This window comes from Moorena sp. SIO3H5 (assembly GCF_010692395.1).
Taxonomy (GTDB): Bacteria; Cyanobacteriota; Cyanobacteriia; order Cyanobacteriales; family Coleofasciculaceae; genus Moorena.
Genome location: NZ_JAAHHS010000177.1, coordinates 1 through 14,917 on the forward strand (window position 1 = coordinate 1; position 14,917 = coordinate 14,917).

The following is a 14,917-nucleotide window of genomic DNA, read 5'->3' on the forward strand; positions in this document are numbered from 1 at the left end:
GTGCTGTTCAGCTAATACTTCAGTAGGAGCCATCAAAGCAGCTTGGTATCCCGATTGGATGGCTGCTAGAATAGCATAAACTGCCACAATAGTTTTACCGGAACCGACATCTCCTTGGATCAACCGATTCATGGGTGTCTCTGATTCCATATCCTTGAGAATTTCATTTATAACTCGTGTCTGAGCACCAGTTAATTCAAAAGGAAGTAGTTGATTAAATTGGTCAAATAGTTTACCAATCGGAGCCATGACCGCACTGCTTTGGCTTTTACGCTGAGCTTGGCGGCGTTTGAGAAATCCTAGCTGTAAGTAGAAAAATTCATCAAAGACTAAGCGCCTTCTAGCATCAGCAAGGGTTTCTGCATCTTGGGGAAAATGAATGTTTGCGATCGCATCACAGACCCCCATCAACCCATATTCTTTACGAAAGGTTACTGGCAAGGGTTCTTTAATCAAAGAAGTGTAGGGAAGTGCAGCAATTATTGCCCGCCTTACCAAGTCAGCTGGTACCCCTTCTGTTAGGGAATAAACCGGTACAACTCGACCTATTTTCATCGAGTCAATGCTACCCCCTGGATGCTCTAATACTTCCAGTTCCGGGTCTTCTAGAGTAATCCCATATTTATTTTTCTTTACCAAACCTGAGGCAGCTACCACTGCTCCCACTGGATACCGCCGCTTTTGTTGATACTGCCAGCTACGATTACTGTAACGAAAGCCAGCAAAAAAACGACTGAGCTTAATTTGACCAGTAGAGTCTTTTAAGACTATATCTAAAATAGTTAATTTTTTATTACGGGGGCTACTGAAGCAGTTACAGCGCTTCACCGTACCCATTATAGTGACTGTTTCACCAGGTACTAAGTCAGCCATATTAACCTGACGGGCATAGTTAATATGATCACGGGGGTAGTAATATAGCAAGTCACGCACTTTGTGCAGACCCAGACGTGCTAAATACTCACTGTTTTTACTACCCACCGCTGCCAACTTAGCCAGTGGTAGGTCAAGGTTTTTTTTGCTACCAAGCTCTGAGGATGCCTGTTGTTTCTCCACCAAGGGCTTGGTTTTAGGCACTCTGACCATAGGATGTTCTGTTTTAGATTGATCTTCAACTAAACGGCGTTGAGTGTTCTGCTTGAGGTCGTTGAGAAAGCGGCGAGTCTCAGCTACCAGATGTTGCCTTTGCTGTAGCGTCATCTGAGCATAACGGGCAAACTGATTGCCGATGTCCTGCCAACGCCGTTTCTCAGTTGATGTTAGGACATTAGGAGTCTTACCAAAACTGAGGCAGAGGAATTCACTAAAGCGGTATTGATTCCCTTCCAAATCAGTAAAGCCAACTCTTGCTTCTACCGACAGGGCTTTTTGCAATCGCACCCAATCTGGTAATTCGGTCATTAGTCATTGGTCATTGGTCATTGGTCATTAGTAATTGATAATTACCTCAGTTTAATCGTCAAACCAGCTGGCACGCCATGCTGCTTCGGCTTGAGCAATTGCCTTTTGCCGCTGTTTTTTGTAATACTCTCGCTTCAGTTGACTCATTTTACCTAATAGGTCTCTAATTTTATTACGTCCAGGGGTCAAGTTGGGGTCAGCAAATTCTATCTCAGATAAACGCAGCTTAACGGCAATAATACGGGTTAATGTGGATTCATCTGTTTCACCATCACCTTTAGTTTCCATCATTATTTTGATAATATTGGGAGATTCAGCCGTTTCGACCGCAGATGCTTCGACTTTTGCTGCTGCTTCTAGGATTTCTTGGGGAAATTTGTCTGGTATGATCGAAAATTTATGCAATACCCGATTAGTTTCCACAGAGACATCTTGAATTGTTTTGTTGATCCCACTCTCTAAATGCTTGAGCCATTGCTCCAGTTTCTCTATGCTATTTCGTGGTTTACTCCTTAACTCAGCTGCTGGTGATGGCTCGGTGAGAGCATTAAAAAATGGAGAGTCTTCTGTAGATGAAGGCATTTCAGAGTCATCACCAGAGTCATCACCAAAGTCATCACCAGAGTCATCACCAAAGTCATCACCAAAGTCATCACCAGAGTCATCACCAGAGTCATCACCAGAGTCATCACCAGAGTCATCACCAGAGTCACCAGTAGTAGCTGACCTTGACTCTTGGGACTGTTCTAGGAGTGATGGCAACTGTTGTTGAGTCTCTTGAGCCAGCTTTCGTAGGGATTGCTGTAACTGTTGCCTACTGTTAACCGACAAATTTATAAAAGACTCAGGATACCCTTGAGTACAAATCCGATAGGCAGCCATAATCAGCTGTTGTCCAACGCATTGACCTAAAAAGGTCAAATAGTTAGAGTATGTTGTTTGGAATTCTTTTGTCAAACGGGTGATGGCTTCCTCTAAGGCTGCCAATTCCTGGTCGATTCGATTCACTGCTCTTATCTATACAATTCCATAGTTCATCCGTTGAGCATATCAAATACATGCCTAGTCTACAGTATGCCCATTTTCATAGTTGTAGCACGTTCGGCTTCTACCTGTGGGAGTATCAAATTCTCCACACCCAATTAGATCCCCAACTAGACGTTGCATCTGCCTAGTTTTGAATACTCTGATTTTTTTGTGACAAACAGTATCTATTGATACAGAATTTGAACAGGAAAAGATCTTAGATCAAAGCACCTCAAAGACAAAGGTATTAACTAGTCAATAACCCCACCTAATCCGAAAGGATCTAGGTCCGGCTCTAAAGAGGTAAAACTTTCTTAGGGTTGACTAGACCACTGATGACCGTTTAGCTGGTAACCACTTCCTTTATATTTCCCCAGTTCGGATTATCAGGAAATTTTCGTGAGCAAAGCGTGCATGGTAGTTGAGAAATCGTGGCGTATGTGGTCGAGGGGAGTAATCACTTTTACACGAGAGGTTGATCACCATGTATTGTGTACCAGTTTGATCGAAATTGCTTAGTCAATTTTCTACCAAGAAAACATGCTTAGTTGAACCTAGAACTGGATTAATTTCAAAACCATTAGTATAAACCATTAGTTAGAGGTGCAGCATGTCGGTTGGGGCTAAGTACTTTCAAGGTGGCTTCCATCCCTTGAAAGCACCGTCAGCAAGTAACTCTACCAGTATATGTGGGGCATTCTGCAGCAATTTTTAGTGAAAAATTTCATTTAAAGAAATTTTTAATGAAAAATTGCTTTAATTCCCTTGACTATAGTCCCAGTTATTTGTAAGGTTTTGTCTTAAGACGAGGCTTTAGCTGCAGAAACTCCCTGATTACTGGCGCAGACAGGGGTCTAGCATCTAGCAATCAGGTATGTAAAGGTAGCAGGGTGAGGTCATGATGAGTCCTTGAAAAACGATGGACTCTTAGGTTTCGGTGGCTAATTTTACAATTTGTTTACTGAAGTTTCTCAGTGTGAGGAAGTGTATCTAAAAGAGAGGTAAGTTAACACTTATTATGACAATTTCAAAATCTCAGCGAACAATGAAAAACAAAGGAACCCTAGTAAAATCTAGGCGACCTATGGCTCACCAAGCCTCCCGCTCATCGTGGGATTCTCCTTATCTAGAGCCATTTAAAGCGATCGCAAAATCCTTTTCCCCTTACTGGCTCGCCTGCATTCCTCTGACAGGGATAATTGTTCTAGTTTGGCATACAGCTGCTGTTGCCCAGGATAGCGCGGGACCTACCCCAGAAGAACTTCAGGGTACTCTTAATGCTATCTGGATCTTAGTAGCTGCCATCCTAGTTATCTTCATGAATGCCGGATTCGGAATGCTAGAAACCGGCTTCTGCCGCCAGAAAAATGCGGTTAATATTCTCGCGAAAAACCTAATTGTCTTTGCCTTAGCAACTATTTCGTTTTGGGCAATTGGTTTTTCCTTGATGTTCGGCAAAGGCAACGCATTTATTGGGCTGTCGGGCTTTTTCCTCAGCAGTGAAGACCCCGCTACCTATGGGTTAGATCCATTTCCGGCAGGTCTACCGATAGCCGTATTTTTCCTATTCCAAGCTGCTTTTGCTGGAACTGCCGCAACCATCGTGTCTGGTGCGGTTGCTGAACGGATTAAGTTCCTAGACTTCTTAATCTTCAGCATCCTGATTGTTGGGGTATCCTACTCTATCACGGGACACTGGGTTTGGAGCAGTGATGGTTGGCTTGGTGCCATGGGATTCTCAGACTTTGCTGGCTCAACCGTGGTTCACTCCGTTGGTGGCTGGGCGGCTTTGATGGGAGCTGCCTTCCTCGGACCCCGTAGCGGTAAGTACGAAAACGGTGAACCTCGTGCTATCCCAGGTCACAACATGAGTATTGCCACTCTTGGTTGCTTGATTCTCTGGATCGGCTGGTTTGGCTTCAATCCCGGTTCTGAGCTAGCTGCTAGTGAGGCAGTGCCCTATATTGCGGTAACAACTAACCTAGCCGCAGCAGCTGGTGGGATTACCGCCACATTGACGGCTTGGCTAAAAGATGGTAAGCCAGACCTGTCCATGATCATCAATGGAATTTTGGCAGGATTAGTAGCAATTACAGCTCCCTGTGCCAGTGTCAGCTATTTCTCAGCAGTGATTATTGGTGCTATTGGTGGCATCATTGTTGTCTTCTCTGTTTCCTTCTTTGACAACATCAAAATTGATGACCCAGTAGGGGCAATTTCAGTTCACTTGGTCAATGGTATCTGGGGAACCCTAGCCGTTGGACTCTTCGCTAAAGAGAATGGTCTTTTCACCGCTGGTAGTCCTAGTCAGCTTGGCACCCAAATCATCGGTATTCTAGCCATTGGCGGGTTCACGGTGCTGTTTAGTGGCATCGTCTGGTTCGTGCTGAAACTAACCCTCGGTATCCGGGTGACACCAGAAGAAGAACTGGAAGGCTTGGATATTGCCGAACACGGTATGGAAGCTTACGCTGGATTTGTTAAGGAATCCAGTGTGATGCCTAGTTCTAGCATGGGTAACTTCAGTAGTACTACAGACATGGCTAGTAGCTCTGAATTTTAGCGTTTTGCTGACATGGCCGATTGCTTTTAACTAGGTTTTGTTAAGAGTTGACAGTTAAGAGTTAACAGTTAACAGTTAACATTAACTGTCAACTGATGGTATTACCTTTGCCCTCAGGGATGTTAGAAATGAGATAATGCCAATTTTTTGTTCATTGAATTGAAGCGTTGTCCACCTTGGGCTTTACTATCCCTTGCTGCCAATGGGTTTATGATTGTGACTCTTACCTGGGTACTACTTGCTGAGTATCACCAGTCAAAGTCAGATCCAGTTAGCCATCCTGTGGTAACTACCCGAATTTTAAATCCTACCCCTGAGCCAGTAATTGAATTAGGGCCACGACATCAGTTAAATTACCAACAATGGCTGGCACTGCTGGAAAAGGAAGCTCAGGTAGTGGCTAATCAACAACCGGAGCAGTTAACTGTCCTGCTGGGAGATTCTCTAAGCCTATGGTTTCCCAACAAACTGCTACCTCCAAAACGCTACTGGCTTAATCAAGGACTGTCTGGGGAAACCTCAGCAGGGTTGCTCAAGCGCTTAGATATTTTGGATCAGACTAAGCCAGAAGCAATTTTTGTGATGATTGGCATCAATGACCTAATTCGGGGGGTCAAAGATGAAGCAATTCTAAAAAACCAACGGCTAACCATTCGCTACTTGCGGCGAGCCCATACCGAAACTAAGATTGTCCTTCAATCGATTTTGCCCCATGGTGCTGAACAGGCAACCTGGGAAGGACGCGATCGCTTACTTACTATCCCCAACAGTCGCATCCAAAATCTGAACCAGCAGCTAAAAGCGATCGCTCACGAAGAAGGAGCGATTTATCTAAATCTCTATCCCCTCTTTGCTGATAATCAGGGCAACCTGCAACCTGAGCTTAGTACCGATGGCTTGCATCTGAGTCCCCAAGGTTACTTAGTGTGGCGCTATGGTTTACAAATCTTTGAGCAACTAATCCTCCAAGAAGGAGTAGGGATTCCTATAGCAAAGGGAACAGGGAGTAGGGAGTAGGGAGCAGGGAGCAGGGAGTAGGAAAAAAAATTATCACAATTTATTTAGGATTGCTATAGTAACTAAGATCACGGTTGATTAAAACTAAATTAATAGTAATAGCAGTGATTGATAATTAATTTTCCTCAGATAGCTCCGTCAACAACTCACCGCTAAGTCTTTCCGACTATAGCGGGAGCTTGTAAGAAGCTCATAGTTGACCAGGCTAAGACCGACCGAGGTCTACGTTATTTGAGTCATAACACCTGCGGATACGTGCCAGTCCTCAGCTCTGTTGTTAGCAATTAAACATCTGTAACGAGTTAAGGAAGTGTTGCTAGCCGAAAAAGCTCTTATAACATTGCCGAGGCAAACTTTACCCGTTTTACGGAGTGTTCAAAGTAATGCGAGTTTTCGTACTAGATCAAAACAAAAAACCTCTAGATCCATGTCATCCGGCACGGGCTAGAAAACTACTTAATAAGGGGTTGGCTCAAGTCTTCAAAAGATATCCATTCACTATCATTTTGCAGAATAGAGCAGTTGAAGATTCTGTTACTCATCCACACAGAATCAAGATAGACCCTGGCTCTAAAACAACAGGGATAGCTATTGTCCAGGAGCAATCTGGGCGGGTCACAAATGCTTTAGAAATCAACCATCGAGGGCAACAAATCAAAAACGCTCTGGAGTCGAGGCGAGCTTTAAGACGGGGTAGACGGAACCGTAAGACCCGTTACCGTAAGCCTCGGTTCTTAAATCGAACACGCCCTGTTCGCGAAGCGTCGGCTACGGGGAAAGGCTGGCTTCCACCGTCATTAATGAGTCGAGTTTTTAATGTTGAAACTTGGGTTAGAAGGCTTAGGAAGTTATGCCCCGTAACAGCAATTTCCCAAGAGCTAGTCCGGTTTGATCTACAAAAAATACAGAACCCTGAAGTTTCTGGAGTCGAGTACCAAAGGGGTGAACTGTTTGGGTTTGAGATCAAAGAATACCTACTCTCCAAGTGGGGTCATAATTGCGTATACTGTGGTGTGGAAAACGTACCTTTAGAAGTTGAACACATTGTCCCTAAATCTAAGGGTGGTAGCAACCGTGTGAGTAATTTAACTCTCGCTTGTCGGTGTTGTAATCAAAAAAAAGGAAATGATTCTATTGAAAAGTTTCTCAAAAAGAAACCGGAAATTATCAAGAAAGTGTTACTTAAAGCTAAAGCTTCTTTAAAAGATGCTGCCGCTGTCAATGCTACCCGTTGGGAATTATTAAGACGATTGCAACGAACTGAACTGCCTGTTGAGACAGGTTCTGGCGGGTTAACTAAGTTCAACCGAAAAACTAAAGGCATCGACAAAAATCATTGGACTGATGCAGCTTGTGTGGGCAAATCAACCCCTGAAAAGCTATTACTTAACGGAGTAAAGCCACTCAATATTACAGCTAAAGGTCATGGTATTCGTCAACGGTGTCGTCCGGACAAATACGGATTTCCTAAGGCTCATGCACCGTCTGCCAAGTTTTTTAGAGGCTTTCAGACAGGGGATATTGTCAAGGCTGATATCAAAAAAGGAAAGTATGCAGGGCAACACACAGGGCGGATAGCTATTCGTTATCGTCCTAGTTTTGTACTGCAATTACCCGAAAAAAAGTTTGATGTACATCCGAAATACTTGCAAACAATTTTTAAGGCTGATGGCTATGAATACCAAGTTAACTAATACGGATTCGCCGCCCTTGAAAGTTGTTTGTTGGCGGGAATTCCTCTCCCGCTAAAACTGACGTTTATAACGGGAGTTCCCTTCCCGCATTTTTAGATGGATACAAAAGCTTTCAAGCGCTCACTCCAAAAATCAGATAACTACCACCGTAAAGGATTTGGTCACGAAGCCGAAGTTACCTCTCAGTTGGAATCGGAATATCAAAGCAGTCTGATTGAAGAGATTCGTGCCAAGAACTATCGGCTGCAACAGGGAGATGTGACCATCCGACTAGCAGAAGCATTTGGCTTTTGCTGGGGTGTAGAGCGAGCTGTAGCCATGGCTTATGAAACCCGCACCCACTTCCCCAGTGAAAAGATCTGGATTACCAATGAAATTATTCACAACCCCTCTGTTAACCAGCGTTTGCGGGAAATGTCAGTAGGATTTATTGCTGTTGAGGATGGCAAGAAAGACTTCTCTGTTGTTGGTGCTGGGGATGTAGTGATTTTACCAGCATTTGGTGCTAGTGTTCAGGAAATGCAGCTACTCCACGAGAAAGACTGCAAGATTGTAGATACTACCTGTCCCTGGGTGTCCAAAGTATGGAACACGGTAGAAAAGCATAAGAAAAAAGAATACACTTCCATTATTCACGGCAAATATAAACACGAGGAAACCGTAGCAACGAGTTCCTTTGCCGGAAAATATCTAGTGGTACTGAATCTACAAGAAGCGGAATACGTTGCCAACTACATTCTCAATGGTGGTAACCGGGAGGAATTTCTCGATAAATTTAAAAACGCTATCTCCGCTGGCTTTGACCCAGAGGAGGATTTAGAGCGGATTGGGATTGCCAACCAGACAACTATGCTCAAGACCGAGACCGAGCAGATGGGCAAACTTTTTGAGCGCACCATGATGAAGAAATATGGTACGTCTAATTTAAATGATCACTTCCAAAGCTTCAATACCATCTGTGATGCCACCCAAGAGCGGCAGGATGCCATGTTGGAGCTAGTGGAAGAAAAGCTAGACTTGATGATTGTGATTGGTGGCTTTAATTCCTCCAATACCACTCACCTGCAAGAAATTGCGATTGAGCGACAACTACCATCCTATCACATTGACAGTGTCAACCGGATTATTTCTGCTGATGAAATCGAGCATAAACCCCTACATCAAGAGGTGGAAGTAGCACGAAATTGGCTTCCCTCTGGTTCGATAGTAGTAGGAGTAACCTCTGGAGCCTCTACTCCTGATCGGGTAGTAGAAGATGTAATCAATAAGATTTTTGAACTGAAGATAACTGCTGTAGCAGTTTAAGAATCACTGGGATTAGTTTAGGAATCACTGGGATTAGTTAAAATTGAAAATTTCAAAGGGTTTATAGCCATTGATAATTTTCAATTTTAACAATTTTGTAAGCATTCAGTTCTAAGCTCATGGGCTACGCGCACGCTACGCGAACAGCCTAATGCTTACGTGCCTCGATATCGATCCTGGGGATGCTAAAAAACTATTGAATTATTACCAGGAAAACAATGGTCAAAAGTTTGATTTAGCCCTAGCAATCACGTTTCCATTATAAACGAATAGGTTGACTTTAAAAAAATAAGAACGGTAAAATTAAATGTAGTTTACATCTACTTAAAAAGTGTATTCGCGCCTCCTATGTTTCTTTTTTAAAACTTTTTTTTAGTAATTGCAAATTGCCATGGAAATCCAAGACTACTTCGACTTCCTAGCCTCTGACGACATTCGCATCAAAGGTAGCCGCATTGGTATCGAAAGCGTCCTCTACGAATATATCTACCGCGCCAGAACCCCTGAAGAAATTACCCAACAATTTGACACCATTACCTTAGAACAGGTTCATGCCACTATTCTCTACTATCTACACAACAAAGAAGAGGTCAGCGCTTACTTAGCTGACTGGCTAGAGTTTTGCCGCCAACAACGAGAAGAACAAAAACAGAATCCTTCTCCTGCACGACAGAGGTTCCGGCAATTGAAAGCAGAAGCCGCTCTGGAGCGAGAGTCATCCCAACCGAAGAGCGCTGTATGACGATCCAATATTTACTGGACGAGCATATCGCCTCCCTTTACCGAACCCAACTGATGCGCCAAGCACCAGAACTTATTGTCAGAAGGATCGGCGATCCAGGCGCTCCTCCTAAAGGAACTCTCGATCCAGAGATTTTAATCTGGTGTGAGATTCATGATTTTATTTTAGTAACAAACAATCGGAAATCTATGCCTAAACATTTAGTAGACCATCTCGCAGAGAGTCGCCACGTACCGGGTATTTTTGTAATCGATCCATCCAATCATATTGGAGAAACCCTAGCAGAGCTAATCATTATTGCTGGAGCTTCCTTTCCCAAGGAATATCAAGACCGAATTGAATACTTACCCTTGAGCGAATAAAAAAACAACAGTGTAACGCACCTGAATGCTTACAGAATTTTAAATTAACATCCAATGTGATAAATTAATGTAAGTATTACGCTGAATACTGACGATCGTACTTATGAGCTACAGTCGATTTTCTTCCCCCTACTATCTACTCCCTACTCCCTACTCAAAATTACCATCAACCATTAGCCTCCAATCGCCACAACAACCATCCTCCTGCTCCGAAACCGAATAGATTAGGTAACCAGGCGGCTACAACTGGGGAGATAATTCCCGCTATACCAAAACCTCCGATCACAAAGCTCAGTAAGTAGTAGCCAAAAATTACGATTAAACAGACCCCAAAGCTAGTCCCTTTGCTGATTCGTTTAGGTCGAATACTTATGCTTGCTCCCACTAAGCCAAAGATTATACAAATGAATGGAAAAGCAATTTTTTGTTGCATCCGCACTTGCAGCATCCGGAGTTTTTTGCGATCGCCAGCTCCCTTAAGCAACTGGATCATTTCTATGGATTGAAGAATATTCATCTCATAGGGGTCACGGGCTTTAGTGACTAAATCAAGGGGCGCTCTAGGAAATGGAATTTCTTGATGATCAAAGGTTACTATTTTCTGGAAAGAGGTTTTAGGACTAATGAAATAAATTGACCCATCGGAACAATCCCAGGTATTTTGCTTAGAGTTCCAACGGGCTGATTCCGATAGAATAATTTTATTCAACTTGCCCTGATTAGACCACTCCAAGACAGTCAGGTCTTTCATGCTCTGACCATCAAATCGATTCGCGTAGAATAAGCGTTTGAGTGTCTGATTAGTTGTGCCATTGGGTTGGGTAAAAGTGTGATACTCTGGATACAGAATACCGTTGTCATCGAAAGCGGGTTTTTCCTGATTAAGAGCTTTTTCTAATGTTATAGTTGCCTGGTAGTTAGCCGCTGGAACAATTAATTCATTGAAGAGGAAAGTGATCCCCGTGACAATTAGACTGAGCACCAGAGCAGGGGCAACTAGTCGGTATAAACTCACACCACAGCTGCGCAGGGCAATTAACTCACTGTCATTACTCAAGCGAGAATATGCTATTAGTGTAGCGAGCAGTACTGATATGGGTAAGGCATAGGAAATAAACTCAGGAAACTTCAACAGCACGACTTGGGCAGCAATTGTCCAGGATAGTCCTAATTCAGTGATTTTGACTACCATATCAAACAGGCTACCCACAGCCACACCAATAGATGAAAACCCGCCAACACCAAATAGAAACGGTGGGATGAGTTCAGCAGCGATGTAGCGATCCATCACTGATAAGCTAGGAAAAACAAATTTGAGGAAGTAAGGTTTGCCCAGTTTCACTCTTCTTTAGTGGTTACAGTTCCAAAAACCATAGAAAGCAATTTCATGGCTTTTGTTGCTAAGTTTTCCCCAATCCAGTAAACCTACCATGTCTTAAGCGCGAGTATCTGTAAAATCTGAAAATTATCATAATCATGAGGTACACATTATTTTTGTATTTTCATCCCTGCTCGCTGCTCCCTGCTCCCTAAAATCAAGTAATTTGCACCTCACAAAATTAAAAAAATCATAGATTATGATGCCTAACGCCCTGAAACGGTTGTCTCAACATCAATTTGTACTTGGTTGGCTGCTAGGGGGGCTACTGTTTCGGTGTATAATTGCTTATTGGCTTTACCCTGGTATTGATGAAGCCTATTACTATGTCTATAGCCTGCATCTAGACTGGAGTTATTTTGATCACCCAGTTTTAGTTGCCCTGACTACTGGCTTTGGGACTTGGATAACGGGAGAGGTTTCCCAATTCACTATTCGTCTGGGTTCCCTGATTTTGTATACAGGTAGCCTATTGCTAATCTATCTGACTAGCACTCATCTATTTAACACCAAAGCGGCTCGATTAACGTTAGCGTCCGCTACCATTATTCCGATTTTTCAAATTGGCTTTGGTGTCCTTACCCTACCCGATAGTCCCCTGATATTTTTCTGGTCAGCTAGTTTGTTATGTGCTGCTTACGAATTTTTTCCCGTAAGAGCGAAACATTCAAGGGAAAAATTATCTAGTAAACTATCTACTAAACCTAATAGTTTATATTCCAATACTCCACACCCTAACCCCCACACCCTAACCCCTATTTATGGTTCATACCGACCTAGCTATCGGTTAGCACTCCTAGGTATTTTAGTAGGTTTAGCTTGTCTAGGTAAATATCATGGCTTTATTTTAGGCTTAGGATTAGTTGGTTTTTGCTTAACGAGTCCACGTCATCGTTGTGCATTATTGTCACCTTGGGCATGGCTAGGTTTAATCTTATTTATCATAACTATTTTTCCAATTTGGTACTGGAATATACAGCATGATTGGATATCGTTTACTTTCCATTTATCCACCCGTTTTAAACCAGAGCCAGAGGTACCTCAACAGGGCTACAATTGGTTAAATGTATTAGTGATAGTTTTATCTGGGATAGCTTATCTTTTCCCTACGATGGCATTGCCCATGTGGTGGGTGAGTTTGCGATCGCTACTTGCTCAATTTACCCGGTATAGCAAGACATCAAAATTGGAGTCAAGATTGATCCTATGGGTATCCCTACCCCTAGTTCTAGGCTTTACTCTCTTAGCAGGATATCACCAAATTTTGCCCACTTGGCCAATGCCAGGATTTTGGGGGATAACTTTACTACTAGGGCAACAGGCGCAACAGTGGCAAATGCGTTCGCCCTTAGGCGGGCACAAAGTGCCATCGCGCCGTTGGGTTAACCGATGGCTAAAGGGTTCAGCCATAGCAGTAGCTAGCCTATTATTGTTTGTGCTGCTGCATATCACTACAGGAACACTGCAAAAATCCGGTCAATATGCTTTAATTGGGGGTTTTGTCTCTCCCAAGGATGACCCCTCTACAGAACTGATTGATATTCAGCAACTGCGACAAGGATTTGCTGAGTCTCCTGTCCTGAGTGAAGCATTACAAAAGTCTAGCTTTGTCTTTAGCAATGGGTATTATATCAGTGGGATCGTAGCGATGGCGATTAGTCCCCTGACCTCTACACCAATTACCTGCTTGGGAGAGGATATGCGTGGTTTTATGGTCTGGTTCCAGCCTGAGCAATGGTTGGGTAAAGATGGATTATACGTTACTCTGGAGCGATTTCAAGAGTTGAAAGATAGCTATCGAGCTTATTTTCAGGATATCCAGGAAATAGGGACAGTGCCGATTCGACGGGCTGGAGCAGTCACAGAGGTTTTCCATGTGTATTGGGCGACTAAGATGGTGAAGCCTTATCCAAGCTGAGTAGTCGAATCATTCACAGATCTAGGATTCAAGCTTTTCTCAGTCGCTCTGCACGGATACAGCCTCCCTCCCAATCCCACTTCGGGTCAGATTCATTTGGCTTATATTGCGCCCAAGGATTGCCACTCTCATCCTGATACAAGACTGTAATCTCGGCAGTAGCTCTACTTCCCCAAGGTGCTTTTACTCTAATCTGGTCTTGGCACTGGAAAACTTCACCCTCAGAATTAGTTACGCTCTTGAGTGCGATTTGGGGTTTGCGCTCAATCGGGGGTATTTTTTTGATTACTAATTTTTTTGGCGGCTCAGATGTAGTCAAGTTTTTTGAGGAATTGTAGTATCTATTACTTTCTTTTATTTTAGACGCTAGATACCAGCAAGTCGCAAGGGGGCAAGTTGGTCAGTAATCAGGGGTATTGACATCTGATGGGGTAATATGAGCCCTAAAAAGCTTACTATATAAGGCTTTGATGGCAATTATCTCAGGGAAGATACAGTCTCAAATTGACCCTACGAAGGATTTTATGGAACCTCAAATCCTTATAACTACCTCCAATAGAGCGCCCAAAACAGCATTTATCTTTTAGCTGCGACCCATGGCGAATTCAATTCGGCAAAGAAAAGCGCATCTTAAGGACTTCAGCTTGCATGTCACCCTTCCAGGAAAGTTTTACATAATTTACAAGTTGAGTTGTCTAACCAATAGTAATAATGAAGCTACACTAATGGCTTCTACGATCTCACCACTCGTCACCATATCTATAACTTCGCTGAAAGGAAGTTTCTTGATTCTTATTTTTTCAGTTTCATCAAAACAAGGATTTCCTATTTCTAGGTCTGTTGCGACATAGACAATAGCTAATTCATCAGAAAAAGCTATCGATGTGTTCAGTCTCAAAAGTTCCCTCCAATTATTGCCCTTAAGTCCAGTTTCTTCTTTTAATTCTCTTTTTGCTGTTTCAATGGGTGGAACAGAGAATAATCCACCTCCAATTGGGATTTCCCATGAGTATTTTTGTATCGCATAGCGAAATTGCCCTACGATCCATGTGTTTAGCTCATAATCTAGTGGTATTATTCCAACTGAAAGACTTTTATTGATAATCTTGCCATATATATTTTCTTTTCCTGAAGGAAGTTTTACGACATCTTCGACTACATCCATCCAAGGATTTTGATAAATAATTTTGGATGATATCCTTGTAAATGGATTATCGGAATCTTGGGAAAATTCTGGGTTCATAGGATATTATTATTTAATAATATAAGATATAATTATTGGATAATTGCGTGGTTTTTTTTACATATGACTTAATAGTTTAAATTTTACTTGGAGTCATACCAGCTTATTTTAAAAAAAACTCAATTATCTCAATTTTTAATCCATTTTTTAAGTAATGCTTTTAAAAAAAACCTCTTTAGAGAATTGGTTTCCTGTTAATACTGAAACTTCTGCTTCGATTTTTTGAGAGTTTGATTTATTTAGTTCTTCAATAATTCTTTGTTTATCA

The 14,917-nt window shown here is 42.6% G+C and carries 12 protein-coding genes; 7 read left to right on the forward strand and 5 right to left on the reverse strand.

The features are described from left to right. Positions 1–1,401 (reverse strand): DEAD/DEAH box helicase (locus F6K52_RS19210; RefSeq protein ID WP_293081011.1); only part of this gene is annotated, 1,401 nt, incomplete at its 3' end. 51 nt (positions 1,402–1,452) lie between these two features. Continuing rightward, complete coding sequence (locus F6K52_RS19215; RefSeq protein ID WP_293081014.1) at positions 1,453–2,409, reverse strand: hypothetical protein; 957 nt, start codon at positions 2,407–2,409, stop codon at positions 1,453–1,455. Positions 2,410–3,472: 1,063 nt separating this feature from the next. Between F6K52_RS19215 and F6K52_RS19220 the strand changes: the two genes are divergently transcribed. The 6 genes from F6K52_RS19220 (at position 3,473) to F6K52_RS19245 (ending at position 10,110) form a co-directional block, all read left to right on the forward strand. Continuing rightward, positions 3,473–4,990 carry an ammonium transporter gene (locus tag F6K52_RS19220; RefSeq protein ID WP_293081017.1) on the forward strand — a complete coding sequence of 506 codons (1,518 nt, stop codon included), beginning with the start codon at positions 3,473–3,475 and terminating at the stop codon, positions 4,988–4,990. Positions 4,991–5,137: 147 nt separating this feature from the next. After that, positions 5,138–6,007, forward strand: a complete 870-nt coding sequence (locus F6K52_RS19225; protein WP_293081020.1) for a GDSL-type esterase/lipase family protein — start codon at positions 5,138–5,140, stop codon at positions 6,005–6,007. Between the two features lie 383 nt (positions 6,008–6,390). Then, a complete protein-coding gene (iscB, locus tag F6K52_RS19230; protein WP_293081023.1) occupies positions 6,391–7,701 on the forward strand; it encodes an RNA-guided endonuclease IscB in 1,311 nt (436 codons plus the stop codon). Positions 7,702–7,797: 96 nt separating this feature from the next. Further along, on the forward strand, positions 7,798–9,006 hold the full coding sequence (locus F6K52_RS19235) for a 4-hydroxy-3-methylbut-2-enyl diphosphate reductase (RefSeq protein ID WP_293081026.1): 1,209 nt from the start codon (positions 7,798–7,800) through the stop codon (positions 9,004–9,006). A gap of 391 nt (positions 9,007–9,397) precedes the next feature. After that, positions 9,398–9,748, forward strand: a complete 351-nt coding sequence (locus F6K52_RS19240; RefSeq protein ID WP_293081029.1) for a DUF433 domain-containing protein — start codon at positions 9,398–9,400, stop codon at positions 9,746–9,748. Continuing rightward, positions 9,745–10,110: a DUF5615 family PIN-like protein gene (locus F6K52_RS19245; RefSeq protein WP_070395639.1), complete on the forward strand. Its 366-nt coding sequence runs from the start codon at positions 9,745–9,747 to the stop codon at positions 10,108–10,110. Before F6K52_RS19240 ends, F6K52_RS19245 begins: the two co-directional genes overlap by 4 nt. Positions 10,111–10,276: 166 nt before the next feature. Here F6K52_RS19245 and F6K52_RS19250 read toward each other — a convergent pair whose 3' ends face one another. Further along, the gene (locus F6K52_RS19250; RefSeq protein WP_364418553.1) at positions 10,277–11,452 is read right to left on the reverse strand and encodes an LptF/LptG family permease; all 1,176 of its coding nucleotides are present in this window, start codon (positions 11,450–11,452) and stop codon (positions 10,277–10,279) included. Between the two features lie 235 nt (positions 11,453–11,687). On the opposite strand from F6K52_RS19250, the gene F6K52_RS19255 reads away from it, so the two are divergent. After that, a complete protein-coding gene (locus F6K52_RS19255; RefSeq protein ID WP_293081032.1) occupies positions 11,688–13,406 on the forward strand; it encodes a glycosyltransferase family 39 protein in 1,719 nt (572 codons plus the stop codon). A 28-nt stretch (positions 13,407–13,434) separates the two neighbouring features. Here the strand turns inward: F6K52_RS19255 and F6K52_RS19260 are convergent, their stop codons facing one another. Next, positions 13,435–13,725 (reverse strand): hypothetical protein, encoded by a 291-nt coding sequence (locus F6K52_RS19260; protein ID WP_293081035.1) that lies wholly within the window; start codon positions 13,723–13,725, stop codon positions 13,435–13,437. Positions 13,726–14,085: 360 nt separating this feature from the next. Next, positions 14,086–14,649 carry an NUDIX hydrolase gene (locus F6K52_RS19265; RefSeq protein ID WP_293081038.1) on the reverse strand — a complete coding sequence of 188 codons (564 nt, stop codon included), beginning with the start codon at positions 14,647–14,649 and terminating at the stop codon, positions 14,086–14,088. Between the last annotated feature and the right edge of the window lie 268 nt (positions 14,650–14,917).